At 67.3% G+C, this 13520-nt stretch carries 14 protein-coding genes; 1 reads left to right on the top strand and 13 read right to left on the bottom strand.

Going from position 1 to position 13520, the window contains the following annotated elements; all coding sequences use genetic code 11:
• From ACLB1G_RS23155 to ACLB1G_RS23095, 13 genes are all read right to left on the bottom strand, one after another.
• Window positions 1–243: a hypothetical protein gene (locus tag ACLB1G_RS23155; RefSeq protein WP_491629608.1), complete on the bottom strand. Its 243-nt coding sequence runs from the start codon at window positions 241–243 to the stop codon at window positions 1–3.
• A complete protein-coding gene (locus ACLB1G_RS23150) occupies window positions 240–2552 on the bottom strand; it encodes a chemotaxis protein CheA (protein WP_491629607.1) in 2313 nt (770 codons plus the stop codon). The genes ACLB1G_RS23155 and ACLB1G_RS23150 overlap by 4 nt, the downstream gene beginning before the upstream one ends.
• A complete protein-coding gene (locus ACLB1G_RS23145) occupies window positions 2549–2929 on the bottom strand; it encodes a response regulator transcription factor (RefSeq protein WP_491629606.1) in 381 nt (126 codons plus the stop codon). Before ACLB1G_RS23145 ends, ACLB1G_RS23150 begins: the two co-directional genes overlap by 4 nt.
• Window positions 2926–3768: a CheR family methyltransferase gene (locus ACLB1G_RS23140; protein ID WP_491629605.1), complete on the bottom strand. Its 843-nt coding sequence runs from the start codon at window positions 3766–3768 to the stop codon at window positions 2926–2928. The genes ACLB1G_RS23145 and ACLB1G_RS23140 overlap by 4 nt, the downstream gene beginning before the upstream one ends.
• A 4-nt stretch (window positions 3769–3772) precedes the next feature.
• Window positions 3773–4378: a HEAT repeat domain-containing protein gene (locus ACLB1G_RS23135; RefSeq protein WP_491629604.1), complete on the bottom strand. Its 606-nt coding sequence runs from the start codon at window positions 4376–4378 to the stop codon at window positions 3773–3775.
• 15 nt (window positions 4379–4393) lie between these two features.
• Entirely contained in the window at window positions 4394–5482 is a 1089-nt protein-coding gene (cheB, locus tag ACLB1G_RS23130; RefSeq protein ID WP_491629603.1) for a chemotaxis-specific protein-glutamate methyltransferase CheB, read from the bottom strand.
• A gap of 7 nt (window positions 5483–5489) precedes the next feature.
• Complete coding sequence (locus ACLB1G_RS23125) at window positions 5490–7013, bottom strand: chemotaxis protein CheW (protein WP_491629602.1); 1524 nt, start codon at window positions 7011–7013, stop codon at window positions 5490–5492.
• 11 nt (window positions 7014–7024) lie between these two features.
• Window positions 7025–8941: a methyl-accepting chemotaxis protein gene (locus tag ACLB1G_RS23120; protein ID WP_491629601.1), complete on the bottom strand. Its 1917-nt coding sequence runs from the start codon at window positions 8939–8941 to the stop codon at window positions 7025–7027.
• 123 nt (window positions 8942–9064) lie between these two features.
• Window positions 9065–9706 carry a response regulator transcription factor gene (locus ACLB1G_RS23115; protein WP_491629600.1) on the bottom strand — a complete coding sequence of 214 codons (642 nt, stop codon included), beginning with the start codon at window positions 9704–9706 and terminating at the stop codon, window positions 9065–9067.
• On the bottom strand, window positions 9703–10797 hold the full coding sequence (locus ACLB1G_RS23110) for an ATP-binding response regulator (protein WP_491629599.1): 1095 nt from the start codon (window positions 10795–10797) through the stop codon (window positions 9703–9705). The genes ACLB1G_RS23115 and ACLB1G_RS23110 overlap by 4 nt, the downstream gene beginning before the upstream one ends.
• 119 nt (window positions 10798–10916) lie before the next feature.
• Window positions 10917–11396, bottom strand: coding sequence for a hypothetical protein (locus ACLB1G_RS23105; protein WP_491629598.1), 480 nt, complete (start codon window positions 11394–11396; stop codon window positions 10917–10919).
• An 87-nt stretch (window positions 11397–11483) separates the two neighbouring features.
• Complete coding sequence (locus ACLB1G_RS23100; protein WP_491629597.1) at window positions 11484–12062, bottom strand: TetR/AcrR family transcriptional regulator; 579 nt, start codon at window positions 12060–12062, stop codon at window positions 11484–11486.
• A 42-nt stretch (window positions 12063–12104) separates the two neighbouring features.
• Window positions 12105–12629: a hypothetical protein gene (locus ACLB1G_RS23095; RefSeq protein ID WP_491629596.1), complete on the bottom strand. Its 525-nt coding sequence runs from the start codon at window positions 12627–12629 to the stop codon at window positions 12105–12107.
• A gap of 243 nt (window positions 12630–12872) precedes the next feature.
• On the opposite strand from ACLB1G_RS23095, the gene ACLB1G_RS23090 reads away from it, so the two are divergent.
• Window positions 12873–13475, top strand: coding sequence for a hypothetical protein (locus tag ACLB1G_RS23090; RefSeq protein ID WP_491629595.1), 603 nt, complete (start codon window positions 12873–12875; stop codon window positions 13473–13475).
• The last annotated feature ends 45 nt before the right edge of the window (window positions 13476–13520 follow it).

The raw sequence follows: 13520 nt of genomic DNA, 5'->3' as shown, positions 1-13520 counted from the left end.
TCATTCTCCTTGCTTGTCCAGCGCCGCGCGCAGCCAGGGCGCCAGCGTCCCATCGGCGGGCCAGGCGGCAACCGGCAGTGCCGCCGCCATCAGGGCCTGCAGGCTGGCGGCATGCACCTGCGCGCATGCCGCCAGGTCGACCGTACGCACATCCTGGTTGAGCAACTGCAGCAGCGCTTCCGCATCTTCCACCGTCAGTGCGCCGCTGCAGACCAGCACGCCGTCCCTCAGTTCCATCGTCATCGCAGCAGCTCCCCCGGGTTGAGTATCATCAGCACCGAGCCGTCACCCAGCAGCGCCGAGCCGGCGTAGGCCGTCAGGCTGGCCAGGATGCCGCCCATCGGTTTCAATATCACTTCCACCACTTCGCGGAAATCGTCCACCACGATGCCCACGTATTCGCCGTTCAGGCGCAGCACCAGCACCGCCAGCTCGTCGTCCGCATTGGCCTGCTGCGGCGCGGGCAGGGCCAGCAGCGCGTTCAGGCCGTGCAGCGGCAGCACACGGTTGCGCAGTACGGCGGTCTGGTGCTGCTTGATGCCGCGCACGTCGGCGCGCGGCAGGCGCACCGTCTCGGCCACGTTGTCCATCGGGATGCCGTACAGGGTGCCGCCGGAGCGCACCGTCATCACATTGGTCACCGCCATCGACAGCGGCAGCGCCAGCTGCAGGCGGGTGCCGGCGCCCGGCGTGCTGCTCAGGCTCACAGTGCCGTTCAGCTTGGCGATGGCGGAGCGCACCGCGTCCATGCCGACTCCGCGTCCCGACAGGTCGGATACCTGGTCGGCGGTGGAAAAGCCAGGCAGGAATACCAGGTTGACGGCCTCCTGGTCGCTCAGGCGCTCCAGCGCGGCCTCGTCCAGCAAGCCTTTTTCGTAGGCCTTGCGCTTGACCCGCTGCGGGTCGATGCCGCGGCCGTCGTCGCTGATTTCGATCAGCACCCGGTCGGCCTCCTGGCGCGCGCCTATGGTGAGGCGGCCGCCGGGCGGCTTGCCGGCCTCGGCGCGCTGCTCGGGCGTTTCCAGGCCGTGGTCCAGGCTGTTGCGCACGATATGCACCAGCGGGTCGGCCAGCGCCTCGATGACGTTCTTGTCGGCCTCGGTGTTCTCGCCTTCCAGCACCAGCTCGACTTCCTTGCCGAGGCGGCGTGCGATGTCGCGTACCAGGCGCGGGAAGCGCTGGAACACGAAGGACACCGGCGTCATGCGTACCTGCATGATGGCGTCCTGCATGTCCTCGACGATGCGGTTGATGACGCCGTGCTGGGTCTTGATCTCGCGCGCCAGTTCGCGCACGCCGTATTGCTGCTCGGCGCGGGCAGCCAGGTAGGGCAGGCCGTTGCGCGCCACCACCATCTCGCCGATCAGGTTCATCAGGCGGTCGACCTTGGCCTGCTCGACCTTCAGCACGCGGGCGCCGGGCTGGTCGTCGGCCCGGCGGTCGCGCGGTTCGGCCGCGTCCTGGGGGGGCGGCGGCGGAGGCATGCCGCCGTCCCCGCCGCCCGCGCTGGCCGGGGCGGCTGCGACGCTGCCGGCCTCCGCGCCCTGGTAGGCGTCCAGCCACGCCAGCAGCGGCGCCGCCGCGCCCTGGCCGAAGGCGGCGGCGGCGGCGCTCTCCAGCCCGGGCAGTGCCGCATGCTGGCCGAGCGCCACCAGGCAGTGGCGGATGGTGGCCAGCGCCGCCTGCACCCGGCCCGGCACCCAGTCCGGCGCCTGCAAGCCCAGGCGCTGGCTGGCCACCAGCAGCGCCGCCTCCCGTTCATCGTGCCGCTGCGGGGCATCCGCCGCTGGCGCGCTATCGGCGGCCGGGACGGCGGCGTACCATACCTGTTCAGGCACATAGCGGAAATGGTGCTCGACCGCCGCCGGCGCCATGCGCGTCAGCAGCCGGAACACCAGCCGGCACTGGTAGGGGTCCAGCACGTCCAGCGCCGGCCACGGCGGCTCTGCGCTCACCGAGCGCCACACCACCTGCTCCAGTTGCAGCACCTGGTACAGCGGGTCCTCTCCCTTGAAGAAGCAATCGGCCTCGGGCCGGTATTCGATCATGGTCAGCCCGCCCTGCGCCTGCCAGGCCGGCAGGGCGCCGGCAGGCAGCAGCGCCAGCATGGCGGGCAGGCGCAGGGCGGGGGCCGAAGTTGGCGGCTCCGGGGTAGCCGCCGCCTGCCGTTCCCCGGTCAGCGCCGCCAGGGCGCCCGCCAGCTGGGCCGAACGCGCCGCATGCCCGGCGCTTGGCGCGCCCGCCAATTCGATCTCGTCGAACTGGATGGTGATGAAATCCAGCGTTTCCAGCAGCGCGTCGGCGCATTCCCGGGTGTAGGGCAGGCGGCCCTCGCGCACCTCGCTCATCAAGTCCTCGGCGGCGTGGATCACGCGGAACATGTCGGGAAAATCAAACATGCCGCAGTTGCCCTTGAGCGTGTGCACCACCCTGAACAGTTCGTCCATCAGCCTGGCGTCGTCCGGAGTGCGTTCCAGGGCCAGCAGGCTGGCGCCAATGGACTGGATGAAATCGCGGCCCTCGGACAGGAATTGTTCGAGCATGGTGGTCATGCCGCCACCCCCATCAGCAGGCGCGCGGTGGCCAGCAGCTGCTGCGCCGCCAGCGGCTTGACGGCGTAGGCGTTGGCGCCGGCCAGGAAGGCGCGCTCGCGGTCGTGCTGCGCGCCCTCGGTGCTGGCCATCAGGGCCGGCGCCTGCGGCAGCGCGGCCTCGCGCAAGGCGCGCAGGAAGGCATAGCCATCCATCAGCGGCATGTTCACGTCCACCAGGAACATGTCGAACGGTTCGGCGGGGCCGCGCGCCAGGGCTTTTTCCAGCGCTTCGGCGCCGTTCACGGCTTCGTGCACCGCATAGCCCGCGCCCTCCAGTATGCTGCGGTAATACATGCGCACGGTGGCGGCGTCGTCGACGACGAGTATCTGCTTCATGGGGCCTCCAGCGGCTTTTGGTAGACGATCGCCTGCTTGAATTTGCGGATCTGGAACAGCGAAGACATGCGGCTCATGGACTCGGAATGGCCCAGGCAGATGAAGCCCCCCGGACGCAGCACGTTGTACATGGCGCTGGCGGCCTGGCGGCGCGACAGGTCGTCGAAATAAATCAGCAGGTTGCGGCAGAAAATCACGTCGTAGTCGCGGTAGGCGGCAACCTCGGCCGCATCGTTCAGGTTGACGCGGGTGAAGGCCACGGCATCGCGCACCTCCGCGCTGAGCCGGTAGCCGTCGCCCTCACGCGTGAAATACTTCTGCAGCCAGGCCGCCGGGACGTGCTGCACGGCGCGCGGCGAGTAGCGCCCGGCCCGGGCCTGCGCCAGGATGCGGGTGTCGATGTCGGACGAGACGATCTCCACGTCCCACTCATGGATGCCCGGCCAGCGTTCCAGCAGCACCAGCGCCACCGAGTAGGCCTCCTCGCCGGAGGAGGAGGGCATGATCCAGATACGTATCGTCTCGCGGCGGTGCTTGCGCGCCACGATCTCGGGCAGCATGGACTCGACCAGGCAGTCAAACTGGTAGTCCTCGCGCATGAAGTAGGTTTCATTAACGGTCATCTCGTTGACCAGCGATTGCCACTCGCGGCCCGAGGCCTCGAAGCGCAGCAGCGCGAAGTATTCGCGGAAATCGGCGCAGTTGGTGGCCCGGATGCGCTCGGCCAGGCGCTTGTCGACGAAGTAGCGCTTGGACGCTTCGAACTGTATCCCGCTCTTGCGATAGAAGAATTCGCGAAAGCGTTCGAAGTCGTCGGCGCTGATCGTCACCTTGGTCATGGATTCAGCCTCCGGCGGCGCGGCGCAGCGTCAGCTCGCCGGCAAAGCGCAGGTAGTCCTGGTCCGGGAAGCGCGCCAGCAGCGCGCGCACCGGCGCGATGGCGTCTCCTGTCGCGACCTCGGCCAGCAGGTCGAGCGCCGCGCCGCACACATTGAGGTCGGTATCGGCCGCGATCACATGCAGCAGCCAGCGTTCCACGTGCGGGTGGCGCAGGGTGTCCAGCACCCCGATGGCCATGATGCGCACGTCGCGGTCCGGATGGGTCAGCAGCTGGCCCATCAGTGGAGCGACCTGGTCGGGCAACTGGCGCAGCGCATCGATGGCGGCATTGCGCAGCCAGACATCTTCGCCTGACAGGAAACCGGCCATGCCGTCCACCGCCTGCGCGTTGCCGATGGTGGCCAGCGCCGTGAGCAGCGCCTGGCGCGCCGCCTGGTCGCTTTCCAGCGGCACCCGCGCCAGCAGCGCGACGCTGGCGGATGGATGGGCAGCCAGCGCCAGCGCGGCGCGGCGGCGCTGTTCCGGGTCGGCGTGCTCCAGCGCCGCCAGCATGGCGTCGGGGCTGTCCTGCCCGGGAGCCGCCGCTGTGGTCGTTTTAGTCAAAGGCATGGCTTTCTCCCTCATTCAGGCGGCCCACAGCAGCAGCTGGGCGGCGATGCGTTCTGCCGGCAGCACCAGCTGGGCGCCGCCACGCTTCATCAATTCGGCCGGCATGCCGAACACCACGGCGGTGTCCTCGCTCTCGGCAATGGTGCGGCCGCCGCGTCGCGCGATCTCGGCAAAGGCCTCGGCGCCGTCGTAGCCCATGCCTGTCAACATCACGGCGATGATGGCGGCGTGCGGATAACATTCCAGTGCGCTGCGGCCCAGCAGTTCCACCGACGGATGCCACAAATACCCGGCGTGCTCGGGCCTGGCCTGCAGCGCGTTGCGCCCGCCCCGGTTGACGATCTGGGCGTCGGCCCCGCCCTTGCAGACGTAGATCGTGCCCGGCTCCAGCGCCAGCTGCCGGCTGGCCTCCACCACCCGCATCCTGCACAGGCCGTCCAGCCGCTGCGCAAACGGCCCGGTAAAGCTGGCCGGCATGTGCTGCGCCACCACCACCGGCCACGGAAAACTGGCCGGCAGCGGCGGCAGGATGGCTTCCAGCGTGCGCGGGCCGCCGGTCGAGACGCCGATCAGCACCACACCGGCGCTGGCCACACCTGGCGCGGGAGCGTCCGCTGCCGGCACCGGGGCAGCCGCCGCCGGACCGGCGCCAGCGCCGCCTCGCGCGCTCCTGGCTTCCGGCGGGCCCGCCGCCGCTCCGCCGGCCGTGCGCGCCACCCTGGCCCGGGCGGCGGCGCGCACCTTGGACAGCAGTTCCTTGCTGATGGCGTCCAGCGACAGCGAGATGGTGCCGCCCGGCTTGGCCACGAAATCCACCGCGCCCAGGTTGAGCGCCTCGAAGGTGGCCAACGCCCCTTTCTCCGTCAGCGAGGACAGCATCACCACCGGCACCGGCCGCGTCACCATCATTTCCGCCAGCGCGGCCAGGCCGTCCATCTCCGGCATGTTGATGTCCAGCGTGACCACGTCGGGCAGGAACTCCAGGTTCTGCGCCACCGCGTCGCGTCCATTGCGGGCGTAGCGCAGTTCGTAGCCGTGCTCCCCGAACAGGCCGCCCAGCTGGCGCCGCATCAGTGCCGAGTCGTCCACGATCAGCAGCTTCATGGCCGGGCTAGGCCCCGAGCTGCGCCAGGCCGGCCAGGTCGCCGTCGCTGACCAGGTGGCGCGGTTCCAGCAATTGCACCATGCGCTGCTGTTTCTCCAGGTTGGCCATGCGCGCCAGCAGCTGGGACTGCTCGGCCGACAGCTGCGGCGCCGGCTCGATGGCGCGGCGCTCGACCTTCAGCACCTCGGCCACCGAGTCGACGATGAAGCCGGTGCATACCCCGTCGATCAGGAATACCATGATGCGCTGGCGGTCGCTGCGCGGCGCCGCTTCCATGCCCAGGCGCCGCCGCAGGTCGATCACCGGCAGCACCGCGCCGCGCAGGTTGATCACGCCCTCCACGAAAGCGGGCGCCTTGGGCACCTGGGTGAGCATGTCGGGCACCCGCACGATTTCCTGCACGCTGCCAATCGGCACCCCGAATTCCTCGCGGTTGAGGCGGAACACCACCAATTGTTCCTCGTCTTCCGGCTGCTCCTCGGCCGCCGTGCTGCTGTCGTTTTGCTGGTCCATGCCATCCACCGTTTGCAAGGCCTCGCGGATCGCGTTCTGGCGGAACATGCTGTCCGCGCTGACGATCGATACGAGGCGGCGGCCGCCGTCGAGGCGGCAGATATCCCGGATGTCCGCCATGCCGGGTTCGCGCGCCAGCAGGGCCGGCACCGCATCGACCGCGCTGCGCGGCACCCGCAGCACTTCGTTGACGCTGTCGGTCACCAGGCCCACCGCATGGCCGGCGCTGGCCACCACCACGATACGGCTTTGCTCGTCGGCGGCGCGGTCCGGCAGCGCGAACATGCGCCGCAGCGAGACCAGCGGCAGCAGGCGATTGCGCAGCAACATCAGACCCAGCACGTGCGGCAGCGCCTGCGGCACCTGCACGATCTGTTCCGGCGTCTGCACGATTTCTTGCACGTCCTCGATCGGTATCGCGTATTCCTGGCCCGCCACGTCGAACGACACCAGCTGCAGCTCGTCGCTGGCCTGTTCCTCCTCCTCGGCGCCGGCGCCGGCGGCGCCTTGCAGCGCGGCGCCGCCGGCCTGCGAGGCGTAGGCGAATTCAGTGCTGATCAGCTTGGCGAAGTCCAGCACCATCACCATGGCGTGCCCGCCCACGTTCTTGAGCAGCCCGGAGACCAGTTCGGCGCGCACGGTCGATTGCAGGCCGGCGGTGTCCTCGATCTGGCGCACATCCACGCCGACCACGCTGGCCACGCGGTCGACCACGAAGCCGAGCGGCTGGCCCAGGTCGATCACCACTGCGCGGGCGGCGTCGTCATACACGCGCTCGGCGTAGCCGAATATGCGGCGCAGGCTGATGATGGGCAGCACCCTGCCGCGCAGGTTGGCCAGCCCGTCCAGGGTGGGCGGCGCCAGCGGCACCCGCACCACCTCTGGCACGCGGATGATTTCCTGCACCGGATGCATGTCCACCGCGAACACCTCGTCGCCGGCCATGAAGGTGACGAACTGGCGTACCTCGGTATCGTCCTGCGCCTGGGCGGCGCTGCTATCCTGAGTGGCGCTCATGGCGGCTCCGTTTACGCGCTTTGCAGTTCATCGGCCAGCGAGGCGACTTCCTCCACCGCCGACGAGAGTTCCTCCGCCCCCTGCTGCTGCTCGCGGGCGGCGGTGGCGGCCTCGGTGGCGGCCTTGTCGGCCTGCTGGGCTGCGGAGGAAATCTGCTCTATTCCGGTGTTCACCTGGGAGATCGCGGACGAGATGTCGTTGGCGGCGGCCAGGATCTCCTTGGTGCCGGTTTCCACCACTTCCACATCGCCCTCGATGCTGACCAGGTTGGCGGTGACGATCTTGGCCTTTTCTGCTTCGCCCAGCGCGGTGCTGATGATCTCGGACAGGTCGCGTCCCACCACGCCGATCTGGTCCTGTACCGCCTTGACCAGGTCCTTGATGCGGTCCGCGTTCTCGGCCGAGTCGTGCGCCAGGTTGCGGATGTCGGTGGCCACCACCACGAAACCCTTGCCGAACTCGCCGGCGCGCGCCGCTTCGATCGAGCCGTTCACGGCCAGCATATTGGTCTGTATCGACACGGTGGTGATGGCGTCCACGATCTTGTCGATGCGGCGCGACACCAGTTCCAGCTCCTTGATCTGCCGCAGGCTGCCGCGCGAGGCTTCGACCGAGGTGGAGATGCCGTTGATCAGGCTGTCGACGCTGGTCTTGTTGGTGGCCAGCAGGCGGCGTATCGCGCCCACCTTGTCGTTGCCGGCGGAGGCGCGCGCCTGCGCCACCTGCAAGCCTTTTTCGATCTCGCGCACGGCGCTGGCCGATTCCTCGGTGGCGGTGGACTGCACCTGCGCACCCTTGCGGATCTGATCGATGGCGCCCAGGATCTGCGCCCCGGAGCGGGTGATTTCCTGCACCGCCGAAGACAGCTGCTCGGCGGCCGACGCCACTTCTTCCGCGCTCTTGGCGACGTCGGTGGAATTCTTCAAGTCCTCGGCCAGCTCGGACAGCGCCTGCGAGGTCTGTTCGCATTCGGCCAGCGCCTGGCTTTGCTCGGCCACGGTCTTGGCCGACTGTTCGGCCGCCGCCGACTGCTGTTCGGCGGCGGCTGCGATTTCCTGCGAACCCTTGGAGGCTTGCTGGGCGGCGGTGGCCGACAGCTGGGCCCCGACCGCGATCTCGCGCACCCCCGCCACGATCTCGCTGGCGTCGCTGCGTATCTGCTCCAGCTGTTCGATGATGGTCTTGCCGTTTGCCACCTCGCCCAGCACCGTGTTGGCGGAGGTGCCTATGCCCTCGGCCACCTGCTTGACCTCCTGCTGGATCTGGCCCACCAGGTCCTGGATCTGCTTGGCGCTTTTCTCGGAGGTCTCGGCCAGCGTGCGCACTTCGTCGGCCACCACCGCGAACCCCTTGCCATGCTTGCCGGCGCGCGCCGCCTCGATGGCCGCGTTCAGGGCCAGCAGGTTGGTCTGGTCGGCGATGCGCGCCACCGCCTTGACGATGTCGCCGATGTTGGCTGCCTGCTTTTCCAGCTCGGCCACCATGGTGACCGACTCGGCCTGGCGCTCGGCCGCCACGCTGACATTGGCCACCATGGCCGAGATTTCGCCGGCGGTGCGCGCCACCAGCGCTTGCGCGCCATCCATGCGCACCTGGCTGGCGTCGGCGTTCTGCAGCTGGCGGTTGATGGCCATCTCCACCTGCTGGAAGGCGGTCTGCGATTGCTGCGCCGCGCCCGACGCCTGCTGCGCGCCGGTGGCGATCTGGTCCGACGATCGCTTCAATTCCTCCGAGGCCGAGGCGGCCTGGTTGATGCCGGCCGCCAGTTCGGCGGCGGCCGCCGCAATCCGCTCGGCGGCCTGCTGCTGCTTGGCCAGGGTGCGCGCGCGCTTGCGCTGGACTTCGGCGGCGCGCGCCGCGGTGGCGCCGTTGCGGGCTTCGGGGGCGGCGTCATTGCCGGTGTTGGGTACTTTCTTGACGAGCGCCATCGCGGTGCCTCCTGGTCTGGGTTGAGGACGTTCTGCACGAAACGTCACCAGTGTAGGCAAGCTCTGCGTTGCGCGGTATTGGGATTCTTCTCGGTGGCGGTCAGCAAATTCCCTAGGCGCTGCCTAGGTTTTTTTTACCAGGCCGTGCTCGACGGCGTAGAACACCAGGCCCACCACATCGCGCACGCCGGTGCGTTCCATGATCTGCGCGCGGTGGGCGGCGATGGTTTTTTCGGACAGGTCCAGTTCGTAGGCAATTTCCTTGGTTGACATGCGGTTGGCGATCATGGTGAGTATCTGCACCTGGCGCGCCGTCAGTGGCAGCCGTGAATTGTCCTGGACAGATGCGGGCCGCACGAAGTGCGCGATGACCTTGGTGGATACGGCCGGACTCAGATAGGCCTCGTGCCGCGCCACCGCTTGCAGCGCCACCTCCAGTTCGCTGGGCGCAGCTTCCTTCAACAAGTAGGCCGCCGCGCCCAGCCGCAGCGCTTCGGACACCAGTTCCTCCGAGGCGTGCATGGACAGGATGGCGACCGGTATGTCGGGATTGCGGGCGCGTACTTCGCGCAGCAGGTCCAGGCCGTTTTCCTGGCCCATGGCGACGTCGGTCACCACCATCTCCGGCTTGAGGCGCTCCACCAGCGCCAGGGCTTCGGCAGTGCCGGCGGCCTCGCCGATCACTTCGAAATCGCCGACCTGTTCGATCAGGCTGCGTATCCCTGCGCGCACCAGGGCATGGTCATCCACCAGCATGACTTTCATAAGGCGTCTCCATCGTTCAATGGCAGGGTGGCGCCGATGCGCGTGCCGTGGCCGGGCTGGCTGTCGATGGCGAGCGCGCCGCCCAGCAGGGCGGCGCGCTCGCGCATGCCGATCACGCCGCCCGAGGGGCGCAGCGCGATGCCGCGTTCCCATTTGCCGATGTCGAATCCTACACCGTCGTCGCGCACGATGATGTCCACCACGTCGCCATTGCCTATCATCTCGATCACCACCGACCTGGCCTGGGCGTGGCGTGCGATGTTGGTCAGGCTTTCCTGCACCAGCCGGTAGCAGGTGATCTCCACCAGCGGCGGCAAGCGGTGCGGCAAGCCCACGTATTCGAATACCTGGCTGTCCCACAGGCCGGCATAGCGGCGCGCCAGCAAATGGCTGATGGCGGCCTGCAGCCCCACGTAATCGAGTTCGGGCGGACGCAGCGCCATCGACAGGTTGCGCGCCTGGTCCACCAGTGCGCCCAGCGTGTGCGAGGCTTCCTGCCACACCGGCTGCAACGGGCTGGCGGCATCGGGCTGCAGCCGGTACAGCAGCATGTTGAGCGCCGTCATGCGCTGCCCGAGTTCATCGTGCAGCTCGCGCGCGAGGTTGGCGCGCTCCGCTTCCTGCGCCTTCACCAGCTGCAGCGACAAGTGCGCCATTGTTGCGTTTTTCTGACGAAGGCGCTGGCGCAGTGCGGATTGGCTCGTCGCCAGGCGGATGGCTTGCGCCATGCGACCCAGCCTGTCTTTCAGCACGTAGTCGCTCGCGCCGAGATCCAGCAGCCGTGTGGCGCGGTCCTCGTCGTGAAAGTCGGTTACCAGGATGAGGGGGATATCGCGCTGCAGTTCGCGCAGCATCCGCAGTGCCGCCAGCGCGCCAAACTGCGGCAGCTCGATCTCGCTCAGCACCAGGTCCACCGGACTGTCGAGGGCAGCGCGGAACTCCTGTGCGGTTGCGACTCGCCGCAGTTGGCAAGCCAGGTCGCTGCGCGCCAGGGTGGCGGAGATCAATTGCTGGTCCAGGGCCTGCTGGTTGACCAACAGTATGCGTAGCGTGGTTTGGCTGGCATCGGCATCGGCGTCAGGGTGGGACATGCGCGGCTAGGTCGGGCTGGTGATACTGTCAATCTAACGCTATGTCCGCCGCCGCACAATGGTGGCACGGTACTCCGCACCAGACTACCGGTCCCGTGGCTGCCTCGGTCCGAGCCTGTTCAAGCCCTGGCGCGTTTGCGCAGCGCCATCACCTGCGCGGCCACGCCAGCCAGCAGCAGCACCAGCAGCCCGCCCTGCGCACCCAGGAGCAGCGGCGACTTCAGGTCCGTCACCATGGGATGGCCGTCCGGCACGCGGCGCAGGATTTCCGATACCGTGGGCAGCATCAGCAGGAAGATGGAGATACTGAGGCACACCGTCTCCACATAGGGCGTGGCGCGGCCCAGCGATCCGATCCGGCCGGCGCCATAGCCGACCAGCAGGAACAGCAGCGTCACCACACCCACCACCGCGCTGGCCGGCTGCTTCGCCACCAGGAACACGGTGGCCGCGCCAACCAGCATGGATACGAAATACAGCTTGCCGGCGGCCGAGCGCGGCACTATCCGGCCATGCCGCCCCAGCATGTAGAGCGCCGCTGGAATGGCGGGCAGGCTGCCCAGGGTATGCACCCAGCCCAAGGTCGAAATACCAAACATGATGCAACTCCTTCATCAGTACTACCTACTAATAGGTAGGTTAAAAGCCGACCATGTGCCCGCAGTCTTTACGCGGGACAAACAAGGTCAGGACGTAAAACGATGCAGCGCGGGCCGCACGATGGCGCCGAACATGCTTGCGTCGCCATGGGCGCGTGCGCTCAGCATGGCGCCATGTACCGTGGCCAGGAAGATCTCGGCCTCGACGTCCGGCGCCGCTGGCAGCCGCAGCGTTTGCTGGCCGGCGCCCCGTTCCAGCACCGAGGCCAGCCAGGCCGACATAGTGCGAAAGTGGGCGCGCACTTCGCGCGCCACGTCTTCCGGCAGCACGGGTATCTCCGCGGCCAGCTGCGCGCACACGCACAGCGGTGCCGAGGCATCGGCGATACAGGCTTCCCAGTAATCCACGTAGGCGCGCAGGCAGGCGGCCGGGTCCTGGAGGTGCTGCTCCATGGCGGCAAGGCCGTCCCGGGCCTGTTCGCGGTAGCGCTGCACCAGCGTGCGCACCAGGTCGCTCTTGGCGGGGAAGTGGTGGTGGATGCTGGCGTTGCGGATATCGACCACCTTGGCGATATCGGCATAGCTGAAGCCGTTGTAGCCGCCCCGGATGATCAGGGTGCGCGCGCAATCCAGTATTTTTTCAGCGGTGGGAGTAACATTCGTCATGCGCGCATATTACCTACTAATAGGTAGGCTGGCAAGCGCTGCTTAGAACTTCATCATCGCAAGGGGATCGAGCGGATGGGTCAGCAGGCGCGTGCATGACAGCCGCAGCATGGGCGCGTGGAACCCTGCGTCGGGAAAGACGGCGCGCACCGCCCGCATGTGGGCGCGCGGCACACCGCCGGGCAGCACGCCCCAGTTGAAGTCGGCCCAGTCGGCGCGACGGAAGGCTTCGGCCAGCGGCGGCGTGCCGGGCGTGAGCTTGCGGAGCAGTTCCATCATGGCCGTGATGTCATCCCGCCATGCATTCCTGTCCATCTGGTCCAGGTAGGCCGCCGCCATTGCAATGGAGGGCTGCAGGTAATCGAAGGTATGGGCGGTCCACATGCCCAGGTTATGGAAGGCTGCGGCGATGGCTAGCTTCTCCATCCGTTCCGGCCCGTCCTGCGACAGCGCCGTGAAATTGACCAGGCGGTAGGCGTGGTTGCGGTAGCCGGGCAGGTCCGCGCCGATGGCTGGCGCGTGTATTTGCAGCAGCTGGTCCAGCAAATCCAGTCTGGTCACTTGCATGGTTTCGCCTCCGAGCGGTAGCGTCATCGATCAGGATAGGACGGGCGGCGCAACCGCGCCTCTCCCATCGGCATGGCCTGCGCTTGGCCTGCTCGTTGGGCCCCTTGAGCTGCAGCGCAGGCACTGCCCCAAGAAGTCCTGACTAACCGGTCGTGGTTTGCTTTTGCCCAAATGGTGGCAGGGCAGCTCGCTAGACAATCTTGGGAGAGGTCAGGGGATAATTAACTCAGGAGGCGAAACCAAATGCACCGTCTGAAAATCAACTTGTTCGCGGTTTTGTTATCGGGCGGTGCCGTTGTGAGTGCAGCAGAGACCGCCAGATCTGTGGATGCAAGCAGCTTTGATGTGGCCGGTGTAAAACTAGGAATGAGCCTGGCTGAGGCGGTTGCAGCTGCAGCCTCCAAACTTCAAATCGACAAACGCGCGATTGAAATCGATAAGTTCCCTCAGACGAATCCAGTGACCCAGTCGAAAGAACCTGCGTACATCATCGTTAAAAGTGGCTTGGCGATACTTTCCGTGCATTTCCTCCCCCGCGTGCCCATCAACAGGGCCGCCCCCATGGCTGTAAGCCATATCATCTACGAGATGCCTTGGACTCCGGATAACGTCAAGGCCATGCAAGCCGCCGCGATACAGAAGTACGGCCCGACATCCAATGGTAGTGTTGGTGTCACCTATCAATGGTGCGCGCGTCCCAGCCAAAACGTAGGCGAAGGATGTCACGGGTTTCAGGGACCTACGCTTAGTTTGTCTGGCAATCGGCTTGAGTTGACTGACCCGAGCTTTCATCAAGCGGTCATCAATTTCATGAACAAGTCGAAGAGCGCAACTCCGGGCTTCTAGCTGTCACTGAGCGGCGTTGGATAGCCGTTGCGTTATGAGGTTCCA

It is taken from the genome of Duganella kummerowiae, assembly GCF_053572355.1.
Note: the sequence above shows the minus strand (reverse complement) of the source record. Positions and strands in the feature narration are given on the sequence as shown.